The organism is Thalassotalea montiporae, assembly GCF_053485855.1.
In genome coordinates this window covers 652151-672203 of record NZ_JBQRUO010000001.1, presented here as the reverse complement: position 1 = coordinate 672203, position 20053 = coordinate 652151, and the positions used below count along the sequence as shown (strand labels likewise).

At 43.0% G+C, this 20053-nt stretch carries 24 protein-coding genes and 1 riboswitch; of the genes, 14 read left to right on the top strand and 10 right to left on the bottom strand.

Translation table 11 applies throughout. The features are described from left to right. Window positions 1-286 precede the first annotated feature (286 nt). The 5 genes from ACSLUR_RS02870 to ACSLUR_RS02850 all read right to left on the bottom strand — a co-directional run bounded on the left by ACSLUR_RS02870 (window position 287) and on the right by ACSLUR_RS02850 (window position 4018). The gene (locus tag ACSLUR_RS02870; protein ID WP_448551624.1) at window positions 287-1237 is read right to left on the bottom strand and encodes a GGDEF domain-containing protein; all 951 of its coding nucleotides are present in this window, start codon (window positions 1235-1237) and stop codon (window positions 287-289) included. After that, on the bottom strand, window positions 1237-1842 hold the full coding sequence (locus ACSLUR_RS02865; protein ID WP_115999242.1) for a chemotaxis protein: 606 nt from the start codon (window positions 1840-1842) through the stop codon (window positions 1237-1239). Before ACSLUR_RS02865 ends, ACSLUR_RS02870 begins: the two co-directional genes overlap by 1 nt. Continuing rightward, window positions 1842-2207, bottom strand: coding sequence for a response regulator (locus ACSLUR_RS02860; RefSeq protein WP_116014819.1), 366 nt, complete (start codon window positions 2205-2207; stop codon window positions 1842-1844). The genes ACSLUR_RS02865 and ACSLUR_RS02860 overlap by 1 nt, the downstream gene beginning before the upstream one ends. A 684-nt stretch (window positions 2208-2891) precedes the next feature. Next, entirely contained in the window at window positions 2892-3650 is a 759-nt protein-coding gene (locus tag ACSLUR_RS02855) for a M48 family metallopeptidase (protein WP_448551621.1), read from the bottom strand. Beyond that, window positions 3650-4018, bottom strand: a complete 369-nt coding sequence (locus ACSLUR_RS02850) for a YebG family protein (protein ID WP_448551619.1) — start codon at window positions 4016-4018, stop codon at window positions 3650-3652. Before ACSLUR_RS02850 ends, ACSLUR_RS02855 begins: the two co-directional genes overlap by 1 nt. Window positions 4019-4420: 402 nt before the next feature. Here ACSLUR_RS02850 and ACSLUR_RS02845 point away from each other — a divergent pair, with 402 nt between their 5' ends. Beyond that, window positions 4421-4786: a DUF3718 domain-containing protein gene (locus ACSLUR_RS02845; protein ID WP_448551617.1), complete on the top strand. Its 366-nt coding sequence runs from the start codon at window positions 4421-4423 to the stop codon at window positions 4784-4786. A gap of 146 nt (window positions 4787-4932) precedes the next feature. Here the strand turns inward: ACSLUR_RS02845 and moeA are convergent, their stop codons facing one another. Continuing rightward, window positions 4933-6168, bottom strand: coding sequence for a molybdopterin molybdotransferase MoeA (moeA, locus tag ACSLUR_RS02840; protein ID WP_448551615.1), 1236 nt, complete (start codon window positions 6166-6168; stop codon window positions 4933-4935). 87 nt (window positions 6169-6255) lie between these two features. Then, a riboswitch (molybdenum cofactor riboswitch) is annotated at window positions 6256-6438 on the top strand. Between moeA and moaA the strand changes: the two genes are divergently transcribed. From moaA to ACSLUR_RS02790, 10 genes are all read left to right on the top strand, one after another. Continuing rightward, window positions 6425-7426, top strand: a complete 1002-nt coding sequence (gene moaA / locus ACSLUR_RS02835; protein ID WP_448551613.1) for a GTP 3',8-cyclase MoaA — start codon at window positions 6425-6427, stop codon at window positions 7424-7426. (Overlaps the previous riboswitch by 14 nt.) Before the next feature lie 2 nt (window positions 7427-7428). Continuing rightward, window positions 7429-8073, top strand: a complete 645-nt coding sequence (locus ACSLUR_RS02830) for a molybdenum cofactor guanylyltransferase (protein WP_448551611.1) — start codon at window positions 7429-7431, stop codon at window positions 8071-8073. Then, a complete protein-coding gene (gene moaB / locus ACSLUR_RS02825) occupies window positions 8073-8615 on the top strand; it encodes a molybdenum cofactor biosynthesis protein B (protein WP_448551609.1) in 543 nt (180 codons plus the stop codon). The genes ACSLUR_RS02830 and moaB overlap by 1 nt, the downstream gene beginning before the upstream one ends. 3 nt (window positions 8616-8618) lie before the next feature. Further along, the gene (gene moaC / locus ACSLUR_RS02820; RefSeq protein WP_448551607.1) at window positions 8619-9107 is read left to right on the top strand and encodes a cyclic pyranopterin monophosphate synthase MoaC; all 489 of its coding nucleotides are present in this window, start codon (window positions 8619-8621) and stop codon (window positions 9105-9107) included. Further along, a complete protein-coding gene (moaD, locus tag ACSLUR_RS02815) occupies window positions 9101-9349 on the top strand; it encodes a molybdopterin converting factor subunit 1 (RefSeq protein ID WP_448551605.1) in 249 nt (82 codons plus the stop codon). The genes moaC and moaD overlap by 7 nt, the downstream gene beginning before the upstream one ends. A gap of 36 nt (window positions 9350-9385) precedes the next feature. Next, on the top strand, window positions 9386-9838 hold the full coding sequence (gene moaE / locus ACSLUR_RS02810) for a molybdopterin synthase catalytic subunit MoaE (RefSeq protein ID WP_448551603.1): 453 nt from the start codon (window positions 9386-9388) through the stop codon (window positions 9836-9838). Beyond that, window positions 9838-10788 (top strand): molybdate ABC transporter substrate-binding protein, encoded by a 951-nt coding sequence (gene modA / locus ACSLUR_RS02805; RefSeq protein WP_448551601.1) that lies wholly within the window; start codon window positions 9838-9840, stop codon window positions 10786-10788. Before moaE ends, modA begins: the two co-directional genes overlap by 1 nt. Further along, window positions 10781-11488: a molybdate ABC transporter permease subunit gene (modB, locus tag ACSLUR_RS02800; RefSeq protein WP_448551598.1), complete on the top strand. Its 708-nt coding sequence runs from the start codon at window positions 10781-10783 to the stop codon at window positions 11486-11488. The genes modA and modB overlap by 8 nt, the downstream gene beginning before the upstream one ends. Next, complete coding sequence (locus tag ACSLUR_RS02795) at window positions 11488-12609, top strand: molybdenum ABC transporter ATP-binding protein (RefSeq protein WP_448551596.1); 1122 nt, start codon at window positions 11488-11490, stop codon at window positions 12607-12609. The genes modB and ACSLUR_RS02795 overlap by 1 nt, the downstream gene beginning before the upstream one ends. Before the next feature lies 1 nt (window position 12610). Then, window positions 12611-13369, top strand: coding sequence for a HesA/MoeB/ThiF family protein (locus ACSLUR_RS02790; RefSeq protein ID WP_448551594.1), 759 nt, complete (start codon window positions 12611-12613; stop codon window positions 13367-13369). 489 nt (window positions 13370-13858) lie between these two features. Here ACSLUR_RS02790 and rmf read toward each other — a convergent pair whose 3' ends face one another. Then, entirely contained in the window at window positions 13859-14032 is a 174-nt protein-coding gene (gene rmf, locus ACSLUR_RS02785; protein ID WP_115999228.1) for a ribosome modulation factor, read from the bottom strand. A gap of 401 nt (window positions 14033-14433) precedes the next feature. On the opposite strand from rmf, the gene maoP reads away from it, so the two are divergent. Continuing rightward, window positions 14434-14805, top strand: coding sequence for a MaoP family protein (gene maoP / locus ACSLUR_RS02780; RefSeq protein ID WP_448551592.1), 372 nt, complete (start codon window positions 14434-14436; stop codon window positions 14803-14805). A 131-nt stretch (window positions 14806-14936) separates the two neighbouring features. Here the strand turns inward: maoP and ACSLUR_RS02775 are convergent, their stop codons facing one another. Beyond that, window positions 14937-15158, bottom strand: coding sequence for a DUF3820 family protein (locus ACSLUR_RS02775; RefSeq protein WP_448551589.1), 222 nt, complete (start codon window positions 15156-15158; stop codon window positions 14937-14939). 286 nt (window positions 15159-15444) lie between these two features. On the opposite strand from ACSLUR_RS02775, the gene ACSLUR_RS02770 reads away from it, so the two are divergent. Both ACSLUR_RS02770 and msrA read left to right on the top strand, forming a co-directional pair. Then, window positions 15445-16569 carry a DUF3083 family protein gene (locus ACSLUR_RS02770; RefSeq protein ID WP_448551587.1) on the top strand — a complete coding sequence of 375 codons (1125 nt, stop codon included), beginning with the start codon at window positions 15445-15447 and terminating at the stop codon, window positions 16567-16569. Window positions 16570-16654: 85 nt separating this feature from the next. Further along, entirely contained in the window at window positions 16655-17194 is a 540-nt protein-coding gene (msrA, locus tag ACSLUR_RS02765; protein WP_115999224.1) for a peptide-methionine (S)-S-oxide reductase MsrA, read from the top strand. Window positions 17195-17309: 115 nt separating this feature from the next. On the opposite strand, the gene yghU is transcribed toward msrA, so the two are convergent. Both yghU and ACSLUR_RS02755 read right to left on the bottom strand, forming a co-directional pair. Beyond that, a complete protein-coding gene (yghU, locus tag ACSLUR_RS02760; RefSeq protein WP_448551585.1) occupies window positions 17310-18197 on the bottom strand; it encodes a glutathione-dependent disulfide-bond oxidoreductase in 888 nt (295 codons plus the stop codon). A 92-nt stretch (window positions 18198-18289) separates the two neighbouring features. Beyond that, the gene (locus ACSLUR_RS02755) at window positions 18290-19609 is read right to left on the bottom strand and encodes a sensor domain-containing diguanylate cyclase (RefSeq protein WP_448551583.1); all 1320 of its coding nucleotides are present in this window, start codon (window positions 19607-19609) and stop codon (window positions 18290-18292) included. Between the last annotated feature and the right edge of the window lie 444 nt (window positions 19610-20053).

Genomic DNA, 20053 nt, shown 5'->3' with positions numbered 1-20053 from the left:
AAGCCCGTGACCTTGTTAGGTCACGGGCTTTGTAAAAATCTATTTTATTTACACGTCAGCCAATGACCACCAACCCTCGAGGGTGGTAGTGGTAATAATGGTAATGATGTGGTTTTGAATTTTAAGCATGGGCTTAACATGCCACTGTCATTTTAGAATGTCAACTCTAAAACACTGAATAAAACCCATTAATTATGAATAAACCAATAGCTTTTGTGCATAACTAGGCAAAACAGCTTGATGCCAATTTCTGCAGCCATTTTGTGATGGTTTAACGTTTTTGGTTTTAAGAACACTTATAAAGTGTTGGAGAGAGGCAGATTTTATTTCGCCCTGACGATTTCGCCCGATATAAAGCGGCATCAGCTTCAGCAATTAGCGTCTCATGACTGGTTTGCTCAGAGTTAAATGAAGCAATGCCAATGCTCGCAGAAAAGTAAATCTCTTTGCCATTAAAGACTACGGGAGTTGCAGTGAGCGATTTCTTAATTCGCTCGGCGACTTCAACCGCACCGAACTGCGCAGTTTCCGTTAAAATAACAGCGAACTCTTCGCCACCATAGCGACCTAAAATATCAGCATCGCGCAATAGCGAGTTAACTCTTTGAGCAGCTTCGACAAGAACAAGATCGCCACATTGATGACCATAGTTATCATTAATGGACTTGAAATGATCAAGGTCAAACATCAACAAACTCATGTCACAAGCATAACGCTTGGCACGCGAAAACTCATGAGTAAGTGACTCTTCCCAAAACTTGCGATTGTAAACTTTAGTTAGGCCATCAATTCGAGTCGCTAGCTCTAGCTCTTGCATCGTGGCTTTTAGCATTGACTGGTAATGGCATACATCGGTGACATCTTCAATTAAGATATAAACGCCTGCCAACTGCTGCTGCTCAAGGTAAGGCAAGAACGTACAGTTTTGTGCCATAAACTCGCTGTCTGTGGAGATTGGCCGAGTGTGAGGTAATTCAAATAAGTGGTGTCGTTGCTCCCAACCGCAAAAGCTTGGTGTGCCAAGTTGAATAACGCTATTTAGCTTGCGCTCTAACCAACGTTTAGGTAACTCTGGAAAGACATCAAATATTGATTGCCCAGCAACGTCATTAAAAGGCTTATTAACATGAACAGCGAGGAAGCGGTTCCAATGAACGAGTTTAAAGTTCAGATCGACCAGTAAAACACCAGAATTTAATTGATCAATTATTTGGCTGTCCATCATCCCCTCACTCATTAAAAGTCTGCCAAGATCCTATCAATAACGGTTTTAATGTTATCGATCGCAGCTTCTGGAATTAACAAAATCATTTCACAATTGAACGAGTAGTCGGTCACCTGATAATTAATATTTACCGTTAATGCCGTATCCCAATCAAACGAAAGCTGAGTTAAATGAGCCGATAAGGTACCTTTACTATCTGCTAGTAATTTTGGTGCACTGTATGAAAGCTGATTTTCTATTTGGCTAGCAAATACATTCAAAAAAGTGGTTGTTAAAATTGAGCTAATATCGATTAACTGCTCTTCAACTGACAATTCATCTGGCTCGTAGCCCAGCAAATCACCGATACGATCCGAATCTTTGTGTTGATAGACCAGTAAGGCTTCGCCACGAATCCCCTCATAACCAAAAAAGCCTTGGCTCACAACAGCCATAGATGCTTCGTTAGCAACAAGGTCATCACTCAACTTTTGACCATTGACCAAGGCAATATTAGGCACGGTTAAGTAGACGAAGGAGTCTAAATAGCGAGCGAGCTGATCGCTTGCCTGACCCATGGCAACATTGATCAACTCTTGCAAGCAATCTTGTTGATCTTCAGTTAATTCATACGCCATTACAGAATTCCAAAATCTTGCAAAGTCGAGGCTAAGGTATCGGCATTAATAGGCTTACGCAAAAAAGCCTTTGCACCTAGTTCTAACACTTTATTTTGCATTTCAGGTTGAATATCTGCAGAAATAACAAATACAGGCAGGCTTATATTTTCTTGTTGAAGTGCTTCAAGCACACCGACGCCATCTAATTCAGGCATGGTTAGATCAAGAAACATGACATCAATATTGGCAGTGCGTAACACAGACAATGCTTCAAGACCATTCTTGGCAAGTTGAACATCTACATCCCATTGCGAGGGTAAACTTCTTAGCACTTGTTTTCTCGCGAGATTCGAGTCATCACAAATAAGAACCGACGAACTCATAAAGAGGTACTTCCTTTCGTTATTATTATTTTAATAGTCTAATCTAACGCATATTTTTCAAATTGTTAATGAATATCAACAATATTTGTAAGATTTTTAGACACATGGGAACAGGTAGATAAATAAGGCGAAAAATATAGAGATAAGTAAAGACCTTGCACCAAACCAGTTGGTACAAAAAATTAATTCTGTGGCAAAAAAGCCTTTAAAATGGCAACAGTAGCTTAATTAACAAGAGCGAAATTATCGCTGATATACAATATATCAGTACCATTTTGACAACGTTCGTTGTTAATTTCATGACCTTTCCTCATAAACCCAACCTTACTACTTGTGCATTCTTACCTCTGATTTACTGCTTATGCATTGTTTGATCCAAAAATTTGAAAATAGTTCGTTAAATTTAACGCTCAATTAACAAATAATTTTCATATATAACCGCTTTAGTCGTATAAAAATTACGCATTCATGAAAAAAATACGAAAATATTCGCAGGGGCAGATTATGTGCAAAGAAAAGGCTTATATAGAAAGATATAAAAACAGTTGAAAAAATAAAGCGCTAGGTTACTTAAGCAATTATTACAAAGCAGAGGAAAGCTGATTAGCTTTAACTTCAATGCATCTGGAAAAAGCAGCTCAAACAAATGTTCAAGCGCTAATTATTTATAGAATGCTACTGAAATTAAAAATAGAACTCTCGCTGGTTTTGTTTAAGCCAAGATTTAGCTTGTTCCACATCAGGGCAATGGCTGTTTACAAGCTGCCAGAATTTTGCGGAATGATTAAGATGAACCAGGTGGCAAAGCTCGTGAATAATAACATAGTTAATAACTTCGACAGGGCACAACATTAGTCGGCTATTTAAGCTGACAACGCCTCGACTCGTGCAACTTCCCCAACGGGATTTGTACTTCCTAATCAAAACCTCTTGCGGAAGTAAGTTGGTTATTGATGACCAATATCTGACCCGCTCAGGCAGGTATTTTAACGCCTGTTCTTTGAGCCATTGATCAAGCTGTTTTTCCAACTGAAGTGTTAACTTGCTAGGTGTGCCTTTACTATTTATTTCATCTTCACTTGAAGCAAAATAGCTGCCTGGCAGTTTAAAAGAGAAAGCCTCATCACCAAGGTCAATACTGCTTCTGCGACCCGTTTGCACTGTAATATCGAACTCTTTGCCCATAAATAGCATACGACCACCATCCATAAGCCGATAGCGTGGTAAGCGGTTTTCTGTATTGTGCTGTTGAGAAACTTTTGCCCTAAGCCAGCTTGCTTTACTGGCCACAAATCGCTCAACAAAAGTCTTATCAACAAAGGAGGGAGCACGCACTGTGATAAGCCCGTGCTTAACTTGTAGACCTATTGTTTTGCGTTTGTCACTATAAATCAATTGATATGACAGGCTACCCGAAGATGCAGTTTGTAAGTTTGCAGTCACTAACTTGCTTCTGGAAGCTGTTCTTCATCACTACTATCAGCTTTACTAGTGTTAGTCGCTTTATCTTTTTTACTTACTTTATTTGATGCTTGCTCTTTGTCGCTCGCAGACTGCGCTTCAGTTTTTGGTGCTGGCTTTGGCTTTTTCGCTTGCAGCGCAATGAGCACTTCTTCGCGTCGCTCCGCTAAAAAGATACTAAGGTCTTCAGTTACTTGCTCTGACAATTCGATTGGTGCATCGGTGAGCATCGCAGACAAGTTATCTGCCATATCCAACATTTTGTCGTATTCATCAGCGGCCTTCTTATCCATAAACGTCTGCACCTCCACGCCATCTCTAATTACCACAAACCGACTTTCAACTGCCATGCGTTTCCCTCATTTACCGAACACTGCACTTATATAACGCAGCAAAACATTAGACAATAAACTGTATAGATCGACAGTAACACAATTCCAATTTTTCACCAAACTTTTGTCGCCGTTTGTCGGCTATAGACTCGTGTTACCGGTATTGAATGTAACTATATTTTTCAAAAATCATTATTCACATTTTCAATAAGAGACTATTTATTAATCACTTAGCGACGAACAACCTGTTTTATACGGTAAAGATATTTACAGCCAGTCTCTACTCATTAACAACTTTTCGATGAAAAAACACCACTATTAACTTGTGCTTGGCAATACACCTACAACAGCACTTTAAACAAGCGTGCTAATTGATGCTCAGTAGCACTTTGCACGCCATCTAAATTAAGGAGATTAACAATGAATAGTCCAATCAAAACAACTAAGGTTAAAACTGTCATCACTGGCGTTGTTGCTGGTATATCGTTGGCGCTGGTAAGCGGCAATAGTATGGCAATGGACAAACAAGTAGAGCGCGCATTGATCAAAGTATGTAAATCAGCGGCTAGCAACAAACCCATTCGAATGAAAGTGGCAATGGAGGATTACAATCTATCAACACATGACGTTGCGTTGAAAGTTATGTGTAATGGCGACGATATTATTACTTTTGCGGAAACTCGCGGTGCTTATAAAACCGCCTCTCGCCTGCAAAACAGTATTGGTGGTGTTGAAATTATCGACGTAGCCAAAGCGGATAAAATTAATGTTAACTTTATTGAATAAGTGACTATCTCATGCCTCAGTTCAGAAAACGGTGTGCTCATTACAATCATTCATAAATGAGCACATCATTTCATAAAACTAATCCTTAAGTCACTGCTAGTAACACCTGAGCCGCTCTAGAAATTACTGTTCAGGAAAGTAGCTAATTATGAGATTAACTCGTCAAACAACTCTATCGTCACGATTTCGCCCTGCTCCACTCGACCTTGATCTTGTGGTAACAAAATGAAGCAGTTAGCTTTGGCAATGCTGGTTAAGATGCCAGAGCCTTGTGAGCCTGTACTTGTCACTTCAAGTTGGCCTTCGCTATTTAACTGCCAAACCGCCCGTTGAAAATCCATTCGCCCCTGTGCTTTTCTCAGTGCTGAAGTTGTTACTGCCGGCAGTTTTACGCGCGGTGGCATTTTGGCAGCCATCATTTGGTAAAGTGCAGGCACAACTAGCTGGTAAAAAGTGACCAATGCTGACACTGGATTTCCCGGCAGGCCAAAGAAGGTGCTGTTAGCAAGCTTACCAAAAGCAAACGGTTTGCCTGGCTTCATGGCAATTTTCCAAAAGCCTACTTGGCCTAATTCTTCCAAAATCAGTTTAGTGTAGTCAGCCTCCCCCACGGAAACGCCGCCACTTGAGATGACTACGTCGGCTTGCTGGTTAGCTTGATTAAACGCTGCTCGCAGTTTCTCTTTATCGTCAGCGATAACACCAAAGTCAATCACCTTAACTGGTAGCTTGCTCAACATCGCCGACAAAAAGAAGCGATTACTTTCAAAAATATCCCCTTCCGTTAACACTTCACCTGGCTGTTTTAACTCATCTCCTGTCGCAATCAACGCAATAGTCAGCAGTTTCACAACGGTGACGGAGGCAATACCGATAGAAGCCAAGGTTCCAATATCAGCGCTCGTTAACTGATGTCCTTTGTTCATCAATACTTGCTGCTGCTGAATATCTTCACCTGTCGCTCTAACGTGCTGACCGTACTTCGTTGCTTGTTGCAGCACATGCTGTTCGTCTTGAACCTCGACATTTTCTTGCATTTCAACCGTGTCACAGCCTAAAGGCAATTTAGCACCAGTCATAATGCGAACACATTCACCAGCGCCGACTTGGCCTTGAAAGGGTGCACCCGCAAACGCTTTGCCTACCAACCTTAACCTACTGGTGTGCTCAACACTTGCCTGAGCAAAGGCATAGCCATCCATCGCTGAATTATCATGAGGCGGCACATTGACGGGGCTCAGCACTTGGCTGGCCAGAACTCGACCAATTGCCTGCTCAATGGGAATTTCTTCGCTATCGCTGTGGGTTGGAACATTTTCTAATATGAGGGTTTTCGCTTGCTCAAATGGCAACAACCCCGATTGACTAAAACAATCAGCCATGACAAAACCTTATAATAATTTGCGCCTGCTCAATATACTGGGTTTTATGCAAGTTTGAAATCTAGCTGTGAATTGTTATGCTTAAGGAACAATTTGGTTCGCCGAGCTTTTCAGCGCTAAGTATTTGTTGCATCAAGCGACAAAGATAAGTCTGATAAGCCGTGGTTAACGAGTGGCAACGCAATACAGCGACCACAAGTCAAACCACCAGGGTTAGCAAGGAAACGCGCTAGCCTCCCGCATTTGGAAAGGTGAGATGTTACAAGACGCTTTTGGTCGCAGGTTTTATTACCTGCGCCTTTCAATTACTGATGTATGCAACTTTCGTTGCCAATATTGCTTACCTGATGGTTATCAGTGCGATCACGATCGCAACTTTCTTACCCTGCCCGAAATCAAAACACTGGCGGCAACCTTCGCTCGTTTAGGCACCGAGAAAATTCGTATTACTGGCGGTGAGCCCTCTTTGCGAAAAGACTTACCTGAAATTATCAGTGCCTGTAAAAATACCTCAGGGATTAAAAAAGTAGCCATTACCACTAATGGTTATAAATTGCCTGAGCATTTGCCGAGCTGGTTAGATGCTGGCTTAGACGCTATCAATATCAGTATTGATAGTTTAGATGCCAAGCAGTTTCAGCTAATTACTGGCCACAACAAGTTAGCCACCATTTTAGAGGGCATTGACCAAGCACTTGCGGCGCCGCAATTAACAGTGAAGGTAAATACTGTATTAATGCGCGGTTTTAATTTAGATGAACTGTCACGCTTTTTAGCTTGGGTAAAAGACAAACCTGTTTCATTGCGCTTTATCGAGTTGATGCAAACTGGTGATAACACAACCTTCTTCGATCAACAGCACGTTAGTGGTGACACCATTAAGCGTCATTTACTGCAAAATGGCTGGCTACCAGCGTTAAGAGATAAAACCGCAGGCCCAGCGCAAGAGTTTTACCACCCAGACTATGCTGGCAAAATTGGCCTTATCATGCCGTACAGCAAAGACTTCTGTGCGAGTTGTAACCGCCTGAGAATTAGCTCGCTCGGCAAACTTCACCTTTGCTTGTTTGCCGAGCAAGGGCACGAATTACGTCACTTGTTAACCCCAGATTCTCAAGACGATGCTAAAGCCAGTGACGAAAAGATTGAACGCATAGCAGCCGAAATTACCGCCTTACTGGGTGATAAAAAGGCTAGCCACTTTTTACAAGACCGGCTGACCGGTGCCACTAAACATTTGTCGATGTTAGGAGGCTAAACTTGAATAACCATCAAAATGGCTGCATTGGCATAGTGCTCGCTGGTGGTTTGTCACGCCGCATGGGGAAAAATAAGTCGCAGCTAATGCGCGCGCAGCAAGCGGGTTCGCAAACCATGTTGTCGTTTAGTCAAGAACTGCTTGCTGATGCTGGTGTTGATCGCGTGGTGATTAGCGCGTCATCGGAAAACTTAAGCACAGATTCAGCTATAAACAAGACCGACAACAAGGCCAATATCGTACCTGATCTAATGCCACAACTTGGGCCACTGGGCGGTATTTATAGCGTATTTGCACAAGTACCTTGTCAGGCAGCATTAATTATTCCTGTTGACCTGCCCTTGATGAACGCCCAAGTATTAACTCAGTTAAAACAGGCTGGGCAGCTGCTAAAGCAGGCGGTACATTTTGAACAACACTCACTACCGCTTTATTTGCCAAACAATGCCTATACTGAATTGTTTTTTAATCAGCACTTAGTTCAACTAAGTCAAAGTGCGAAAGGGCCTTCGATTAAGGCGCTATTGGCACAAATGCCACATCAGTCAATTAGGTGCTTAACGCCCAGTACATTAACCAATACCAATACCCCTGATGACTGGCAACAAGCTCAGTCGCAACTGTTGACGCCACTAAGGAGTTATTAATGGCCAAAGCAAGTTTACCTGAATTTATTCCATTAAATATCGCTGTACTTACCGTTTCAGATACCCGCAGTGAAGAAACAGATACCTCAGGCGCTGCATTAGTCGAGCGCTTAACTCAAGCAGGCCATACACTGGCTGAAAAGGCGATAGTGAAAGACGATGTTTATCAATTACGCGCCATTGTCTCGAAATGGATTGCCAGTGACGATGTGCAAGTGGTTATTTCAACTGGCGGCACAGGCTTTACCGCCCGTGACAATACGCCTGAAGCCTTAATGCCATTATTTGACAAACAGATTGAAGGTTTCGGCGAAACCTTCCGTCATATTTCATTAGGTGAAATTGGCACTTCTACGGTGCAATCTCGCGCCCTTGCTGGTATGGCGAATGGTACCGCAGTATTTTGTGTACCCGGCTCAACTAATGCCTGTAAAACCGCATGGGATAAGTTATTGGCAGAGCAGCTTGATGCCAGCCACAAGCCGTGCAACTTTGCACCGCACCTGAAAAATATTGATGTTAACTGTCATACCCGAGGTTAATTGATGAGTGATTCACTAACTCATTTGAATGCACAAGGCGAAGCCAACATGGTTGATGTTACTGACAAAGCGGTTACGCAGCGTCAGGCCACGGCACAAGGCTATATCAAGATGTCGGCAGACACTTTAGCCATGATAACCGAAGGCAAACATAAAAAAGGAGACGTGTTCGCCGTAGCGCGTATTGCCGGTATTCAGGCAGCGAAAAAGTGTGGCGATTTAATTCCGCTTTGCCATCCACTGATGCTGACAAAAGTTCAAGTTGACTTTACTCTCGAGCCTGAGCACAACCGAGTTAAAGTCACTAGCCTATGCAAGCTTTCGGGCCAAACTGGTGTTGAAATGGAAGCACTAACGGCGGTGTCAGTTGCCTGTTTAACCTTGTTCGACATGTGTAAAGCCGTTGACCCTAACATGGTGATTGAAGGTATCGCTGTAACCACTAAATCAGGTGGTAAAAGCGGACACTGGGAGCGCACACAAGCATGTTAACCGTATTATTTTTTGCGAGGTTACGTGAGCAGCTTGGTCAAGCTTCGGTTCAAATCGCAGTTAACGAAAACACCACTGTAGAACAAGTGCTGACGCAATTGATGGAAGAGCACCCTAGTTGGCAATCTCCTCTAAGTAGCGACAATATTTTAGCGGCGCTTAATCAACAAATGGTGAGTAAAGATACTGTGGTAAGTGCTGGTGATGAACTCGCATTTTTTCCACCGGTGACCGGAGGCTAAGCATTGACTGTAACTGACCTTAATAGCGCCAGCTCAATGAGCACCAAAGTACGAGTGAGCGAAGCTGATTTTAATGCCGGTGATGAAATTACATTACTGCAAGCTAACAACCAAGCAGATGGCGCGGTTGTAACGTTTACGGGCCGCGTGCGTAAGCAAAATGAAGGTCATCGAGTCACAGGCTTGTTTCTAGAGCACTACCCAGCAATGACAGCACTGTCACTTAACCGCATCATTGATAGCGCCAGAGCCAAGTGGCAGATCAATAAAGTAACGGTTATTCATCGGGTTGGCCAGCTGAATCTCGGCGATAATATTGTTTTTGTTGGCGTCACGAGTGCACATCGTGGTGATGCATTTGCCGCTGCCGAATTTATTATGGACTACCTCAAAATTGAAGCACCGTTTTGGAAAAAAGAAACGCGAACCGATGGCGAAGTTTGGATAGACGCCAGACAAAGTGATCAAGATAAAGCAATTACTTGGTAATGCAGCAGTTTTTAACGTCAACGAGTAAGTTCATTAAATCCTTTCTCAACAAACTCGATGTAAGCTCGCGCTGGCGTCACTTGCCTGATTTTTTCGCTCACCTGCACAACCTTAAGCAACTTCGCCTTAGCTTGTTTAGCTTTTTTTCGTTTAACTTGCTTGGCTTATTTAGCTTGGCAGCATTCAGCGTCAGTGCTTACGCCCAGTCTGACATCGTACTCAGAGCAGCCGTTGCCAGTAATTTTGCGGCCAGTGCAAAACAATTATCCGCTCCTTTTGAAAAACAATATAACCTAAAAATCCATTGGATTAGCGGTGCCAGCGGCGCGCTTTACCAGCAAATTCGCCATGGCGCCCCATTTGATTTGTTTTTTTCGGCTGATCGCCAACACCCAGAGCTATTGGCCGATAACGGCTTTATCAAGCAAACAACGCTTGCTCCGTATGCCATAGGGCAACTCGCCATTTATGCGGCGAAAAATCCGGCTCTAACGCCACAAGCTATTATCAACAAAGACTTTGTTGCTAAACGTATCGCCATTGCAAATCCTATCACCGCCCCCTATGGCAAAGCGGCACAAGCGTGGCTAACCGAGCATGAACTTTGGCAGCAATATCGCAAAAGCGCGATTATCGGCAATAATGTCAATCAAACCTTTCAGCAAACTCATTCTGGCGCCGTCGATTGGGGCTTAGTTGCGGTTAGTCAGCTAGTCGCCCATCAGTTGCCTGTGCAGCAAGTTACCCTTACAAGTCCCGAGATGCTCACCCAATACGCAGGTGTACTTTCTGCCAGTAAACAGCCTGCACTATCGAGTAAGCTGATTGCGTTTTTTACGCAAGTTGAACAACAAGAAAAGCTCGCTTCACTCGGCTATTTGCCGATTGATGCATTGAGTAACCCTGCGCAGTTGTCTCAAGATATACCAAGTGCCACTCGCCATGACTGAATTTGACCTATTAGCCACCTTCACAACACTTAAACTGGCAAGTGTCACAACCCTGATTTTATTATTGCTGGGCACACCGCTGGCATGGTGGTTAAGTCAGTTACAATCCAAATGGCGAGTGGTGATTGAGGCTGTGGTTGCTTTGCCATTGGTACTTCCGCCAACCGTCTTAGGTTTTTACTTGCTTATTGCCTTTGCGCCAGATGCCCTGCCCGGCCAATTATGGCAGTCGCTTACTGGCCAGCAACTAGCCTTTAGCTTTTCGGCAATTGTTATCGGCTCAGTATTTTATTCACTGCCCTTTGTTGTTCAGCCACTACAAAAAGCGTTTGAACAAATTGACCCGCATATACTGGCCAAAGCACGTATGTTAGGGGCGACCAAGCTCGACTTGTTTTTCCACGTTATTTTACCACTGACCAAAGCCAGCTTTATCACGGCGGCAACCTTAGGCTTTGCGCATACCGTGGGCGAGTTTGGGGTGGTACTGATGATCGGCGGCAATATTCCTGATGAAACTAGGGTGCTATCTATCGCATTATTCGACCATGTTGAAGCGTTTGATTATCAACAAGCACATTTACTGGCCTCAATACTGCTAATTGGCTCATTAATTACGTTAGCGCTCATCTATTTACTCAATTTTCACCATGACCAACGCAATGCGAATGAAGGCTCGCATGGGCTAAGGCAGCGTTAATGAGTTATTTAGAAATTAACATCAAGGCACAGCTGGCAAACTTCTCCTTGGCCGTTGAAGAGCGCATACCGCTAACGGGTATTGTTGGCTTATTCGGCCATTCAGGTGCGGGTAAGTCTACGCTACTAAAAACCATTGCTGGCCTCAACACGCCTGCAATTGGTGATATCAGTCTGGCTGGCACTAAGCTATTAGCAACCAAAGAACGACTAAATGTTGCGAGCAAGCACCGGCGCATCGTCGGTGTATTTCAACAAGACAGCTTATTCCCTCACTTAAACGTGAGAGACAATTTACTTTTTGGCCGTAAACGCTTGTCGTCACCAACACTCGATACCGACAAGATTATCGAGCAAGCTGGGTTAACCTTGTTACTTGATCGCAAAGTCACTTACCTCTCAGGTGGTGAACGACAAAAAGTTGCATTAGTGCAGGCAATATTGGCAGAGCCTAAGTTGCTAATATTAGATGAGCCAGTTACCGCACTGGATAGGCAAAATAAACTAGCAATTTTACAACTGATTAAGTCGCTGCATCTCACTACCCAAATGCCCATGCTGTTTGTCAGTCACAATATGAGTGAACACGAATTTTTGTGTGAGCAGCTTTATGTTATGGAAAATGGTCAAATTATCGAGCGTGGCGAAATCTCAGGCGTGGTCGCCCAGCTAACCCAAAAGCAACGCATCGTGCCGCAAACGGTATTAAAAGTAGAACAAACGGACTTGCCTGAACAAAAAGACTTAGCAGGGCAAAACGGTCTAGCAGGGGACAATGGTTTAGTGCAACTGCGCACGCCAAATGGCCTAGAGCTATATACCTTAAGTGGCCGCATTATCTTTAACCAAGGCAGCAGCGTATGTAGTATTCTTGCCAGCGATATCAGTGTTTGCACTTCACCGCCAGATCATAGCTCTATCGTTAATCAACTGTCCGGCATTATTACGCATATATCAGTTCATCAACATCAAGTCTTGTTAACGGTGAACTGCAGCGGTCAGGAATTTTTTTCAGCTATTACCAGTTATTCATTGTCGCAACTGGCATTAGCGGTTAATCAACCGATTTATCTACAATTTAAGGCAAGTGCCTTACAACAACTGGCTTATCAAGGAGATTAAGGTGTTAACAGCACAAGAGCATATCCGCTACGGTCGTCAAATAATGCTAAGCCAAATTGGCGAACAGGGGCAACTTGCCCTACAGCGCGCCAAGGTGTTGATTGTCGGCATGGGTGGGTTGGGTTGCCCAGTGAGCCTTTATCTTGCCAGTGCCGGAGTTGGTAACTTAGTGCTCTGTGATGGCGATGAAATTGAAGCATCCAATTTACAGCGACAAGTGCTCTACACCCCAGATGACATCGGCGAAAACAAAGCGGAAATAGCGGCGCAAAAACTTTCGCAGCAAAACCCCTTGATTGATATCGAAGCGGTTGATGAGATGTTTGACTCAGAGCTCGCCGAAAGTTATTTACCTGAAGTTGATTTAGTGATTGATTGCACCGACAGCCTTAGCGCCCGTTACCTACTTAATCAAGCTTGCTACAACTATAACGTACCACTTGTGATCGGTGCAGCAACAGGCTTTGATGGCCAAACCATGATGATAGATCCGCGTCAATCAAGCGCTTGCTATCAGTGCTTATTCCCTGCATCTTCTTCGAGCGACGCAGCCGATAACAATCAAAATTGCCAAACCCTCGGCATACTTGGGCCAGTACTGGCGATAGTTGCGGGCATGCAAAGCCTAACGGCAATAAAATACCTCGCTAACCTTCCGGTGAACGTCAATCAGCTACAGTTGTTTGATGGCCTAAGCCAGCAATGGCAGCAATTTACTCTCGCCCCGCAAACAAGCTGCCCTGTTTGCCACAAACAATAGTCCTGAAGAAAGATCTAAATGACTAGGGCGTGTTGACCTTTCGAGATTGAATTTTGTTCAATCTAAACGCTTTCTGATCGCGGCGCTCGCTTTGTCGTATAGTCGTTCTATGTAAAAAGCGAGCAACAATGAGCAGGAAGCGTTTAGATGAACCCGCAGGGCAGCGTCTGTTTGAATTTTCTACTGTGTTGGCACTTATTTATGGAGAATGACTACACTACACAAGTGCCGCCTTGTATAAAACCCAAACAGACTGCTGTAAAAACAACCCTGAAAGATCAACACGCCCTAGACATGAAAAAAGCCGCATTAAGCGGCTTTTTTCGGAATCCTTACTGTCATGATCACGCTGGAAAATAGCATGATGTGGAAATTTTTGTTGTCTGTACTTATGTTTCCGTGTTTCCGTACGTGTGTTTTTCATAAGTGTGCTATCTAAATACTAAATAGCTTTTGTTGTCTATGTAGATTATTAACTTAAGGCAAGACTTATTTAAATAAGCCCATATTGCGGTCATTCATTGCCGCTCGCCAACCGCCGAGCCATTCAGATTTGGCTTCGATACTTTGGTAAGGACAATTGTCTCGGGATTTGCCACTAAGGCCGGCTTGATAACCATTTGCATGCGCTCTATCCAAACGATCTCGTTTTTGTCTTCTCATAGATCAGTCTCCGTAACTTGTTAAAAGTATTGTGGTTTTATTGACTATAAATTGATTAAGCGGTCAACCTTGAAGAACAGTTGACGATTCATTTAAGAACAAATCGAATCCGAATGCAATAACAAAAAATTCATAAAAATGTCATTTGATGTAACTAGTAGGAACAAGTAAATGAATCATTAATTAGCTAAACTTGAAAAGCTATTTGAAAACATGCGGTTAATATTTAACAAGTAGGAAAGCAACACAATAAGCTAAATGTTCGCGCACTAAACAAGAGTGATTAAAGCATCAACAATTAAACACAAATGATAACAAATTCATAAAAATGCCATTGCCAATTATCAAATCTTGCGATAAAAAACGCTCGTAATCTTTATTTTTATTTTTTGAGTCTTGTTATGAATGCAACTAGTATTCCAAAAGATAGCTTTAAGGCTAACCGCAAATTTTACGATGATAGAAACTACCCACGTGGTATGGGTAGAAGTGGCGACTTTACGCTCGCTGAAGTACAAATTTTAGAAAACCACGGCGTTGCCTTAAAAGCATTAGCTGATGGCTCTCAAACTCCAGAAACCGAGTTGGAGCAACGCTTTGTTGAAGTGTGCCAAGGCAAGCTTGCCCCAGAAAATAAGGTCGAAAAAGCTTGGCTTAAGTACCAAAACAAAGTGTTATCACCAAAGCAGTTTCATACACTATTTGGCCGTACTAAAGTCGAAGCCAGTGATGAAGAAACGACTACCGAATCAATCGATATCGACGCTGACTAGGCAATAAAGCCGCAAGCTAGCAGTTTATTTAATGATTCAACTAGCTAAGCCTCAATTAACTCGGCATCAACTAACTGAGGCTCAATCAGCTCTGGTCGATTTACAACGCTACCGCTCGACAATTAGCTTAGCTAGTCGGCTTGTAACAGCGGTTGCAACATAGCTTCTAAACCATTGAGTTTGATTTCATATACTAACGCTAGCTGTTCCCCTAACTTCCCTTCTGGGAAGCCTTTGCTATTAAACCAAACCAAGTAAGGTTCGGGTAACTGCAATAACTTACGCCCAGCGTATTTACCAAATGGCATCACTTGATTGATGGCAGCAACCAGTGCTTGTTGATCAGCGAACATAAGATGAGTAATCCATTGGGTTAATTGTTATTAGTTGGTTTAAATGCGATGAGTTTGTTTGCGTAAATATTTTCGCACTTTCTTAAGCAGAGTAATATACCTATTTAATTACCAAGCTCGGCCAGCAATTTGTCATCAAAAATTCACACCTAAGCGCACTCCCCTATATTGACGCTAACGTAAGGCGATAAACGCTAAAGTAACTGGTTAACCATGCAATAAAAGTGTCATCTGCACTCTCTATACTCGGCTCGAATTCACGAATTAACATGTTAAGGGACCATAGATGTCAATTATTCGTAAACGAACAGCACCGCAAAAAGCCTACATTCCAGTTAACGCCAGAGATAACCATTATTTACTTGCCGAGTTTCCCTTAACAGATCGCCTTATTGAAGCGTTGCAAACACAACCTAGCAAAGTTGAGGGAGAGTATGAATCTGTTTATCAAACGCTTAGTGCCAAGCTTTTTGAATTGAGTCAGCATTACGAAATCACTAATGCCCTATTTATTGCAAACGATAAACTAGCACGAGTTCGTTACTCTCAAGAAATGCATCAGTGGCAAACTAATCAGCAGATTTTGTTTTACTACAACCCTAGCTATCATCAATTGCAGAAGTCGTTTTACGATGCCAGCTATCGCGCTGAAAAAATCACCTTGCTGTTTTTAGCAATTGGCAGCGACATTCGAATTAATGCTGCTAGCTTTCATGCCAAAGTCAGCCAACTGCTACTGGAATTTGAAGCAACATTAAACTTGGGCAGCTTGAATTTTAGATTAAGAGATCACCAGCACCTGACCTACGATTTATTCGAAAAACAAAAATCGGGTGCCGACTCAAAAGCTCATAAGCTGAGAACTATTAACGTTCGTTATGCGAGCCAAAGTGTCGAGCTACCCGCGTCACAACGCCAAATGACCTATGCAACCATTAACATTCCAGTTAAATCTGACTTAGTGAATTTGGCTGATATCGACCCGTCTTCTGACGATCCGTATAACCCATTTTATACGCTAATTACTGACGCCTTTTCCAACGCTGCGCAGCGTTTTAATCTCAACAATGGTGCACTTATCGCCAATGGCTTAATTCCAATTGTTCGTTGCAACGAGCATGAAACCGTTTCACGCGTTGGTGAATTGCAAATGCTCGGCTACAACCCTGAGCTATCCCCTTGCGGTTTAATGAGTAAGTGGGATGCTCGACACTTAGTGGATCATATCCAACTCGTGTTTGTCGCAACCAAAGACAATCAAACTGATTTAGCCCATGCAAGGTTTCTCAATCAAATCGAAATGGCGGTTAAGCAAATGGCACAAACGCTGGCGTTTGATCCTAAGCATGATGAGGTCACGGTGCGCTTTCATCAGCATATTGCCTATAACTTGAGCGCAAAAAGCGATTAATAGTCACAACCAGTAAAAACATCTAGACGTCTAAACATCTATGATGTATCTTTAACATTATCATTAGGTGTTTAGGACGTTTATCGTGACTACAAACTTTCAACAAACCACATTAGCTGGTGGTTGCTTCTGGTGCATTGAAGCAGCTTTCAATCAACTGGTTGGCATAGAGCAAGCTGTGTCTGGCTATATGGGCGGCACGGAAGCAACAGCCGATTACAAAACGGTCTGCGAAGGTAATACTGACCACGCAGAAGTGGTGCAACTGACCTTTAACCCTGAACTTATTAGCTATCGCGAGATTTTAGAAATCTTCTTCGCGTTGCACGACCCTACGCAGTTAAATCGTCAAGGTAATGATATTGGTCGCCAATACCGTTCAGCGATTTTCTACCACAACGATGCGCAAAAGCAGGCGGCAGAAGCCATTATTGAAGAGATTAATCAAGACGCTATTTGGCCCGATCCTGTGGTTACTGAAGTGAACGAGCAAATGCCGTTTTACAGTGGCGAGGAGTACCACCAAGGTTACTTTAACGCGAACCCAGAAAACCAATACTGCCAAGCTGTGGTTTCACCGAAATTAGCGAAGTTTAAAAAGACTTTTGCCAGTAAGTTGAAATAAGCCAATCAACTGACGACAGTCGTAATTAAAAAGCCCCAAGCAATCCCTATTGCTTGGGGCTTTTTGTTTAGCTTTGCTTTTTAGCGTTGCAGCTAACTTATAGCAAGATAATGTGCTACGAGTTTTCTTCTGACTCAGGCTCACCAATAATATCTTGTGTGCGCAACTCAAAGTCACTGGCGTCGTGGCGCTCATGTAATTGCTCGTTAGGTTCACCCCAAGCGCGATTTACCATACGACCACGCTGTACAGCAGGTCGTTCAGCAACTTGATTTGCCCAGCGCACAACGTTGCGATAAGCGTTCACGTCTAAAAACTCAGCTGCTTCGTATAAACCACCTTGCACAAGTACACCGTACCAAGGCCAAATCGCCATATCGGCAATCGTGTATTCTTCACCACATATGTAAGTATTGTCAGCAAGGCGCTTATCTAAAACATCAAGCTGGCGCTTCACTTCCATAGTAAAACGATTAATTGGGTACTCAAATTTTTCTGGTGCATAGGCATAGAAGTGGCCAAAGCCACCACCTAAATAAGGCGCACTACCCATTTGCCACATTAGCCAAGAAAAACATTCGGCTCTTGTCGATGGCTCGGTAGGAATAAAAGCGCCAAACTTTTCAGCTAAATAAACTAATATTGCGCCAGATTCAAACACAGGAACAGGTGTTTCACCTGAGTTGTCATAAAGCGCAGGGATCTTAGAGTTTGGATTGATCTCAACAAAGCCTGAGCCAAATTGATCGCCTTCCATAATGTTTACCATGTAAGCGTCGTATTCAGCTTCTTTAACACCAGCAGCAAGTAACTCTTCCAGCATAATCGTCACTTTCACACCATTAGGTGTTGCCAGTGAATGTAATTGCAGTGGATGCTTACCAACAGGCAGTGCTTTTTCAAATGTAGCACCTGAAATTGGGCGGTTAATGTTAGCAAATTTGCCACCACTTTCACTGTCCCAAGTCCAAACCTTAGGGGGTTCGTAAGGCTTTTCTGACATTATCTAACTCCTAATAAATTTGATTATTAAATCATACGCTTAGTTGACCTAATGTAAATCACTTATCTTTCATCCGTATTTGTCCAATTAGGCTAGTAACAGACCTTATTACGACCCGAGCGTTTGGCCTGATAAAGGCAAATATCCGCACGGCCAATAAAATGCGAGACTTGCTCATGCCCTCGTGCTTCGGCAACCCCAGCACTGACAGTACGGTTTTTAACACATGCGATAGGCGCTGACTCAATCGCCTTTCTGATTTTCTCGGCAACTTGTATTGCGCCATCCAAATCCGTTTCAGGGCAAATAACTAAAAACTCTTCACCGCCCCAGCGACCAGCAATATCAGCTGCTCGTATATGCGATGCAATAATTTTAGCCATGGCTTGTAATACTTTATCGCCTTCTTGATGGCCCAGTTCATCATTAATATCCTTAAAGTGATCAACGTCGATAATAATGATGCTACTACTTTTGCGATAACGTCGAACGCGACCTAATTCGCTATCCATGGTTTCATTTAACTTAAATCGATTGTAAAGCCCAGTTAGCGGGTCAGTAATGGCTCTTTGTTCTTGCTGCATGCGCTTGCGAATTTCAGCTTGTACTTGCTGCTCTAACTGAAACCTTAACTTTGAAAGTTCGGTCACATCTGTCGAGAAACCGATATACCGATTTATTTCGTTATCGCCATCAAATAAGGGGATCTTAGTAGACCAGTAATATTTGTCTTCGCCCTTATCATCAACAAAATGCTCTTCACCCACCTGCTTTTTGCCAGTGGCGAACAGTTGATCATCCATGCGATTAAAATTACTTACGCTCTCAGGAGGAACTAACTCGTCAAGCCGATGCCCTAGCAATTCATCAATGCTTTTATTAAATAACTCCAATGTTTTGGTATTGGCATAAACAAAGCGATAGTTGCGATCTTTCATGTACACGAAAGCATCAATATTGGAGAGTATGGTGTCGAGCAGGTGATTGTTTTGTTTGATCTCGAGCTCCATGCGCTTGCGCTCGGTAATATCAGTTGCCACGCCAAACATGCCAATAATGTTACCTGCACAATCAAGCAATGGCTTTTTAACGGCTAGGCAAAAACAAACTTTACCCGTTTCAGCAATAATATTTCTCTCTTCTGCAGATATGGTTTTGCCATACTTAAGCACTTGCTCATCGTTTTTACTGATGTCATCCGACTTATCTAGTGAAAACAAATGATGGTCATCATAACCGATGATCTCTTCCTTTGGCCGGTTGAACATTTCACAGACGAGCTGATTTACATAGGTGTAACAGCCATTAGTATCTTTGATAAAGACACAGGCGCCGATATTGTCTAGCACCAACTTAAGCACATCGAGCTGAACCAAAGCCCCCTGTGCGTTGGAATCCACTTTGCTGTCCATAACAACCAATACCTTTATTATCGCAGCCTTGCGCTGCACTATTATTATCGAGTTAGGTAATACTGAGCAGTTTATTCGCTACCACTCTTAATTAGCACTTTAGCGAGCGTTTAGATTAAACAGGCTCCAGAGTTCTAAACGCTTTACAACTATTAAATACTAACTATAGGTGAGAATTCAAAATTTCAGTAGTACACGCTAAGTAACGTGAATACTCGGGCGTGTTGACCTTTCGAGATTGAATTTTGTTCAATCTAAACGCTTTCTGATCGCGGCGCTCGGTTTGTCGCATAGTCGTTCTATGTAAAAAGCGAGCAACAATGAGCAGGAAGCGTTTAGATGAACCCGCAGGGCAGCGTCTGTTTGAATTTTCTACTGTGTTGGCACTTATTTATGGAGAATGACTACACTACACAAGTGCCGCCTGGTATAAAACCCAAACAG